Genomic DNA, 8,114 nt, shown 5'->3' on the forward strand with positions numbered 1-8,114 from the left:
TACTTAAAAATAAGTTTTAACTCTTGCTTTCTTCTTGTGAGTCCATAACTTTTATAGCGTTGATGCATTTTTTCGAGGCTACGCCGATTAGAAAAGTATGTTGCCCATTTCATCGAAAAGTCCAAAGTTTGCTCACAGCCCTTGCATGCTAAGGGCTGTGAGATAGGGTTAGATTTCCACTCCAGTATTTTTATACAGTTCATTAGGTCGAATCTAGAGGTTAAGGTACAACAGAACAACTGATCATTTAGGAAAAACAACTAGGAAATCAGTCACTTTGCCTAGTGTGCAAGTAATGACCTATTGATACACTAAGCCTTTGTCTTTTCAGGATGTTGACCATGCCGCTCTATTTTCCCAGACCGACACGCCGAGCAGGGTATGCCCCTGTTCAGGAAGACGTGAAACTACCCCCGCAGCCTCGTATCGCTGACACAAATAAAGCGCCCGTGGCTGGGTTTGAATGCCGCATTAAAATTCATGCGCCCAAAGATAGCCTAACTACGCTGCAAACGGGGGTGTTTAGCTTGGGGAAGACCTCTAACGAAGGGCGGAGTCAGAGCTGGCAAAAAGCTGAAGAGATACAGCCGCATCGCCATACCATTTTAACCGCCAAATGCTTTGAAGAAGAGGAAAAGTCACTAATTCATGAACGTATCCAAAGCATAGGGATAAGCCAATCATACTCGATTACGTCAAAGCCGATTGATTCACAGCACATTAATGCGGAATTTATTCCCTTTACGCCTGTAGTGGAAAGTGAGTCTAGACTAGGCCGTGCTGCTCACGGTTTCTATTACTACTTCTATGATGGGCAGTTAGTGTATGAGATGGTTATTCTTGGTAAAGGCCGAAGCGCTTGGCAAATTACGCGCTCTTCACCCAGTGGCATCACCAAAGAGCTTATCAGCGAGCACACCCACATCACATTATTGGTGCCAGTCAAAATTGAAGATGCGGACCCTGCGCCTCAACATCTCTTCTATCGCCGCAACAAGCTGACCAATGACGAGTTGGCTGAGATAAATGCGGTTTGGCTTGACGAGAACGCCACTAAGATTGACGTCAATGCATTGGTATCGGCGTGCTCAGAGCCTTTACTTGCCAGAGAAAAAATCGCACAAGAAGAGACGCAAGAGGAAAGAGACACTCATACGGTTTTGATAAAACCCGACGGTACTCATGAAAAATGGTCTGATATTGCGCCGCAATACGGTCTTAGCCCCAAGGCATTACTCAATTTAAACCCGACCTATGCCAGTAACCCCATGTCATTAAAGGCAGGCGATACGCTGAATGTCAGTGAACAAGCGTTTTTTGACCCTGACGCCAAGAAAATAGAGCAGCCGTGCCCTCAAACTGACTTTGCTGTGGGCAGCGCCTATCCATACGGTAATGTATGGGGAGAATACGCCAAACCCCAATTGTCACCCTCTGTGCTGCACCTGTTTGATGATGCGAGAATGCCCAAACAAACCCCTGTACTCAATGTGCAGAAGGTGCAAGAGAAGACGCTACGTATCGGGGTCTTTTTTGATGGCACAGGGCAAAACAACCTCAATGACTTGTATAAGGAAACCCGAGGGGTGAAATCGCGCACCAATATTGCGCGGTTGTTTGAAGCGTATCCGCTGGATGATGACTCCCAAAAGATTTATGTTTCTGGCGTGGGTACGGTTGATGATGCTTGGCAAGAGCCTGAGCTGATTGATGAAGGCAAAGATGAAACAGACGCTGGGCAAGCGTTTGGGGTAGAACCTAATCGGCTACCTCATCTCCCTCACCCTTTAGTCAAAGCCACATTAGAGTTGCTATCAAGTGAAACGGGGGCATTTTACAAATGGCAAAACTGGACTCGTGCGTTTTTTGGTATTGTACAGTCACTAAAAGAAGATAAGTCTTTCCAAAGCGTCACTCATATCGAGTTTGATGTATTTGGCTTTAGCCGAGGAGCGGCGCTGGCGCGTCACTTTGTCAATGCTGTTAAAGACGGGGTGCCTGATTATAGTCTCCCTCGTGATGGTGAGTCCTATGGTGAGGTGTTTCCTAATTTACTGGCGCATGTGGATGATGATAGTGTACAAGCAAGACGAGGCTATTACCCAGATGAGTCTCGTACCTGTAGTGTGCGTTTTGTTGGCCTATTTGAGAGTGTCGGCTCGTTTTATCAGGCTGGGGACAATGAAGACGGTAACTTTCAGTTAGGGCTTGATGTGAACTGTGCTGAGCGGGTATTTCAAATTAGCGCGCACCATGAATATCGCAAAAACTTTCCACTGACGTCACTACGTTCAAGCCAAGACCAACTTTACGGCCATTTTTATGAAGAGGTGTTCGCGGGGTGCCATACCGATGTTGGCGGTGGTTACCCTTCCAAACATCAGTATGACAAACAAGGCTTACCAGAGCGATACGGGATGCCACTATCGGCAACGTTTAATCGAGAGCTAATAAAAACAGAATCGGCCAGTGAGTTGTTTTCAGAGACTATTCGCAGAGCGAACCACCAACATGCTCAAGCTGCCGCTAATCACGGAGAAAGATTGTTTGCCCAAGAGTGCCGAGCTTGGGAAAGAGAATGTCAATCTAAAGGCCTCTTTGGTACGGTTAAGCAGGTCAACCAAACCTTGTATTACTATGAATTTCACCCTATCAGCAATGGGTTCTCTGCCTTGCCATTAGAGCGTATGAAACAGCAAGGTGAGGCTATGGGCATAAAATGGTTGATGAACAAATTAGAGCTGCCTCAAGATTACGTAACCCCCACACAAAACGACGTCGTATTAGAGGCGTTAAAAAACAAGCTTTTAGCTCAACCTCTTGGTAGCATAACCCCAGAGCACTGGATGGCGGAAATACGTCAATACGGCCGAGACTGGATACATAGGCCTCATGATGCTCTCATTAATCCAGGCTTTGACAGTGCTTATGAAAAGATGGTCAATGGTGTGACAACGGAATCCAACCAACTAAAACGAGTGGTGTTTACTAATGATGGTTAACCGACTGACGATAATCGGCTTATTGGTGTTATTAGCTGGCTGTTTAGGTGAAAAACCCGTCTCTGTGTCTAAAATCAGTCAATCTGGCTCTTTGGGGGCCCCACAGTTTATTCGTGATATGCGGATCACCGATATCTATGGTGGTGTCGGAAACTTTGCGTATGGGGGAGTACAAGGTTGTTGTGCCAGTGCGGGTGTCGGCATGGGCGTACCCACAGCGATTGAAGGCAGTTGGGAGAGCGGCTGGGGAAGCGGCTATTGGGCCGAAGAATGGAAACGGCGTTGGAAGCCAGAATGGGGAAACTACGATGACGTATATGATAAAAAGTGGTATCGCATCGATGGCGAAATTGACAGTGAGCTAGCCAAACAGAAAATCGACACCATGAATAACTATTATAAGAACCATAGCGTGCCTCCTATTATGAAGGTGCTGGTTGATGGCCCCAAGGTGATGTTGCTCTACTCGATCCTTTGTGTCTCTGACACTACTGACGACTGTACCGTCAATGAGGGCGCTGATCCCAATGGGTTATTATCACCTGCTCCTAATAGGCGTTCGGATAGCGTTGCTATGGTCGCCGTTCTCTATGAGGGGATGGGTGAAGTCTCTGACAAGCCCTTTGAAGACTAATGATAGCCAGACGGCGTTCTTAATAAAGAGCGCCGTTTTGTTATGGGATGACTTGACCGAAAGTCACACCACTACCAATCTCGTCCACTTTCTTTATGAGAAATACGGATATCAATGAAGCAATTCTTGATGTCGGCATTCGAATGAGCCTCTTCTATTATCTCATGCACGATGGCGTCTAACTCTTCCAGTGATTGGTAAGGCGTTTTTAAGATATAGTCACAGCCCTGCTTATCGAGTTTGACCATATCGTAATGATATGCCCAATCGTCTTCTATATATTCTCTGGCTTTCGATTTCCCACGCACAAACTTACTGTTGTTTTCAACCATCAAATAAACGTCTAACTTGGCAATCTTCATTTTAGAGCGAGATCCTGGCAATACTTGTGTGGGGTTCTCGTCTTGGTAGTGTTTCAAGATCCTATAAACACTGGCTATACCAATATCCAACTTTTCAGCTACGGCTTTTCGGGTGAAGCCTTCTTTTATAAGGTCGATCACCTGATACGATTTTCTACGGGCGGTAGGTTGGCGTCCGCGATACTTCCCTTCACTTTTTGCCTTGGCTATCCCTTCGAGCTGCCTCTCTTTACGCAGCGTGGTTTCAAATTCCGCAAAAACACCCAGCATGTTAAAAAAAGCATGACCTGCGGCCGTCGAGGTATCAATAGGTTGTTCCGTGGCTTTGAGGTGTATACCGTTTTCTTTCAAGTCATGGATTAGGTTCTGGAGATCTCTCAAACTGCGAGAGAGTCTATCAATTCGAGTGACTATTAATGTGTCGCCTTCTCTGAGGTAATCGAGGCACGCTTCAAGTTGTGTTCGTCCTTCTTGCTGGACACCACTTTTTTTCTCAGCAAACACTTTTTCACACCCAGCGGACTTAAGCGCCTCATTTTGGATGGTGAGATCCTGATCTGTGCTCGATACCCGAGCGTATCCGACTAGTGACATATCTTATGACTCTAAATTTAGTGATATCTTTCTATCATAAATGTATTTTTAATGTATATGATAGTAAAAAATGACAATATTCAATACTATCACATGGGTATACTCTTGTGATACATGGTGTGATCTCAATCAAAATGAAAAAATCACTCATTATGGTGAAATCACATGCAATTGGATGTTACGTAATTGATCTAGTGGTGAACACCTAAAAGCCTAATATTCACCAACCTCCTAAAATGAAAGAAAAGCATTAACTTTGGTTAGATTTTAGTTTTTAGATATAAAAGTACTAAAGAGATAAAATTGCCGTCAATAAAAGTAATCGCTGTACGGGTGAAAAATGGACATCAATTTGGGCCACTTAATTGAGAAGGAGCTTTCTTTGGCAGTCTCGACCACCGATGAATGATGAGTTTGTTGTCGCCCCACCATTAATGATACTTTTGCTATTATTTTCAAACATTATCCCAACAATGCCAGCCAAACGTAAAAGTAGACTTACCATTTTAAACCCAGATGAAATTCATGAGCTGTATCGAAAGCCTGAATTCAACCAATCGGAGCGAGAAGAGTTTTTTTCGTTAGATACCGAACTTCTTAGCCTCATCCGTAAGATGGATAAGCTTGAAACACGAATCTACTTCATTCTTTTTGTTGGATATTTTAGAGCGAAGCCCGTTATCCCTCAATTTCATCTAAAAGATGCAAAGCAGGATGTTCGCTATATTTGTCGTACTTATTTTTCGGGTTTAAAACCAGAATTTAAGGCGTTACCAAAATCTACACGCTCTAGGTTGATCAGTAGAGTAATCGATCTACTCGGTTTTGAGCAACTGACCGAAAAAAACGCTGAAGCTCTTGCAACTCGACTGCAAGATGTAGCGACGATATATAATAATCCCCGTTACATATTTGATGAATGCTTAACTTTCTTTGGGCAGCGTCGTATTGCCTTACCAGCCTACACATCGTTACAAGATCTCGTGACTCAGGCGATTAGTGTAGAGCGCCAGCGTACAGAACACCTTTTATCCAGCGGTTTGTCGAAAAAGACGGCTCAAAGCTTACAAAATATCATTGAGGATAAAGGATTGCTTAATAGTTTGGCTGGATATAAAGGTTCAGCCCGCGGCTTTTCACCTTCAGAGCTAGAGCGTGAAATCAAATCACATACCATCATAAAGGCTCTATATCCTGAGTTAAAACAAGCCCTTGATACTCTAAACTTATCGAGGGGAAATATGCTTTACTACGCATCTTTAGTAAAGCATCGTTCAATATACAAATTGCGCCGCTCACCAGAGTGGCAAGGTAAACTCTATCTGATTTGCTACCTGTTTTTCCGTTATAGAGAGAGTAACGATAAACTGGTTACGGCATTTAGTTACCTAGTAAACAAACACGATGAAGCAGCAAAGTGTTATGCCCAGCAAAGTGTTGCTCAAGAACTGGAAGTGGTTAGAACGAAACTCAAGGATGCGGGAAATATTTTACGTCTCTTTGTTGATGAGTCATTAGATGATTCAATACCGTTTGGCAGTGTTCGTCAAAAGGCTTTCTCACTCATTGAATCTGAAGATATAAAGAGATTGAGTCAACATTTGCACCAAAAGGACTTTGATCTGATTCTTTATCGTTGGCAATACACAGATGAACAGGCAAGAACAACCGCTAACTCCCTAAGAAAGTTGTTCTTAGCTATCGATATTGAGTGTGATAAAAGACAAGAAGGTTTAGCAGAACAAATCGTTTCCTCTAAGATTGAGCTGACTGAAAAGCGTGGTATCAAAACCTTTAACGTTGACCTAATACGTTCAAATGACAAACGATATTTACTCGATGAGGATGGCGTCAACCTCAAACGATGCGAATTTTATCTTTACAAAAAAATCGTCAGAATGCTCGAACAAGGCCGCATATTTATAAGCGAAAGTGAGCAAAATAAACGATTGGAAGATGATCTTATTCCCGAAAAGGTTTGGAGCAAAGACAAACACAGCTTAATAGCAAAAACGGGATTAGAACGGCTCAGTTTACCCATAAAGGAGACGTTACGAAGCTTGGATAAGCAGTTAGAAAATCTTACTGCGCGAGTGACTCAAAATATTAATGTGGATGCGAATGATTTTGTAAAATGCCAACCACGATCGAATCGTTTGACATGGAGCTTAGCTAATCGTCGCTGGAAGTCGAGCGTTGATAACCCTGTTTACAGCCAGCTCCAGCATATGGGCATCATTGATATTATGGATTATGTAAATCGCAAAACTGGGTATCTGGATGCCTTTTCTGGGCTGACAGCACATAAACCTCACACAGAGGCAAGACAAGGTGATCTCATTGCTTGTTTATTCGGCAATGGTGCTAATTATGGCCTACATAAAATTGCTTCCGTTTCAGATCGTAGCATTGGTGTATTGAGATCCGTCAATGACACCTATCTCAGGCCTGAGAGTATTCAAAAGGCGAATGATTTGATTTCCAATGCCATCTCTAACCTTCATATTTTTAAATACTATACCATCAACGAAATGGCTCCCTTCGGTAGCATCGATGGGCAAAAACATGGGTGTAGGATAAACACGTTTAAAGCGAGATTTTCAGCCAAACACTTTAGGAAAGGTAAGGGAGTCTCCGCCATGACTCTTGTTGTTAACCATATTCCTGTCAACACAAAAGTCAATGCACTCAATGAATATGAAGGTCATTTTGCTTTTGACTTACTTTATAATAACAGTAGCGAAGTACAGCCCACAGCGGTTGCGACTGATAATCATGGGGTCAATAATGTGAATTTTGCCATTCTTGATATTTTTGGGTATCAGTTTGCTCCCCGTTACGCAAGATTTAAGCGAGTCTTCGATGAACTCTTTGAAGTGAGCTTAGAGGAAGATCTACATATTAGCCTTAAAAAGGCCATCAAGCACCAGTTGATTATTGATGAATGGGATAATATCCAACATATCCTATGTTCGCTGAGCCGAAAATCGACAAACCAAAGTACTGTAATCAAAAAATTATCCAATAGTAAACGAAATAGCAAAACACTAGCGGCATTACGAGAATATGACCGATTAATTAAAAGCCTTTACGTTCTGGAATATGTGGACAACCAGACCTTAAGACAATTTGTACAGCAAGCCTTAAACCGTGGTGAAGCATACCATCAATTAAGAAGAGCCATAGCCTCAGTTAACGGCAACCAATTCAGAGGCGGTAATGATTACGAAGTTGAGCTTTGGAATAACTGTGCCCGACTAATCGCTAACTGCATCATTTACTATAACTCGGCTTTACTTTCTGAGCTGGTCGAAAGGTATGAGAAGGAAGGAAATGAAGAGGTGGTAAAACTACTGGCCAACTTATCCCCAGTAGCTTGGGGGCACATTCAGTTGGGAGGCAATTACACATTTGCTCGTCAGCAAGAAACGTTTAGTTTGGAGGGCATATTAAAGGACATCAATGCTATAACAGGAACAGAGTCAATGGGAGAAGATGAGAGTTAAAAGTGATTTTTAAGTA

Annotated in this window: 4 protein-coding genes; 3 read left to right on the forward strand and 1 reads right to left on the reverse strand. The window is 43.1% G+C overall.

Annotated features, from left to right (window positions below; translation table 11 throughout):
* Positions 1–341: 341 nt before the first annotated feature.
* On the forward strand, positions 342–3,002 hold the full coding sequence (locus QQK21_RS21660) for a phospholipase effector Tle1 domain-containing protein (protein ID WP_284194253.1): 2,661 nt from the start codon (positions 342–344) through the stop codon (positions 3,000–3,002).
* Positions 2,992–3,636: a hypothetical protein gene (locus tag QQK21_RS21665; protein WP_284194254.1), complete on the forward strand. Its 645-nt coding sequence runs from the start codon at positions 2,992–2,994 to the stop codon at positions 3,634–3,636. The genes QQK21_RS21660 and QQK21_RS21665 overlap by 11 nt, the downstream gene beginning before the upstream one ends.
* 71 nt (positions 3,637–3,707) lie before the next feature.
* On the opposite strand, the gene QQK21_RS21670 is transcribed toward QQK21_RS21665, so the two are convergent.
* A complete protein-coding gene (locus tag QQK21_RS21670) occupies positions 3,708–4,592 on the reverse strand; it encodes a recombinase family protein (RefSeq protein ID WP_284194255.1) in 885 nt (294 codons plus the stop codon).
* Positions 4,593–4,993: 401 nt separating this feature from the next.
* Here QQK21_RS21670 and QQK21_RS21675 point away from each other — a divergent pair, with 401 nt between their 5' ends.
* On the forward strand, positions 4,994–8,098 hold the full coding sequence (locus QQK21_RS21675) for a Tn3 family transposase (protein WP_284194256.1): 3,105 nt from the start codon (positions 4,994–4,996) through the stop codon (positions 8,096–8,098).
* Positions 8,099–8,114: the final 16 nt, after the last annotated feature.

The organism is Vibrio zhanjiangensis, assembly GCF_030161235.1.
Taxonomy (GTDB): domain Bacteria; phylum Pseudomonadota; class Gammaproteobacteria; order Enterobacterales; family Vibrionaceae; genus Vibrio; species Vibrio zhanjiangensis.

Bases quoted from the DNA above. Each gene is read 5' to 3' on its own strand.
- QQK21_RS21665 (WP_284194254.1), top strand. From the start codon at position 2,992: ATGATGGTTAACCGACTGACGATAATCGGCTTATTGGTGTTATTAGCT.
- QQK21_RS21675 (WP_284194256.1), top strand. From the start codon at position 4,994: ATGAATGATGAGTTTGTTGTCGCCCCACCATTAATGATACTTTTGCTA.
- QQK21_RS21660 (WP_284194253.1), top strand. From the start codon at position 342: ATGCCGCTCTATTTTCCCAGACCGACACGCCGAGCAGGGTATGCCCCT.
- QQK21_RS21670 (WP_284194255.1), bottom strand. From the start codon at position 4,592: ATGTCACTAGTCGGATACGCTCGGGTATCGAGCACAGATCAGGATCTC.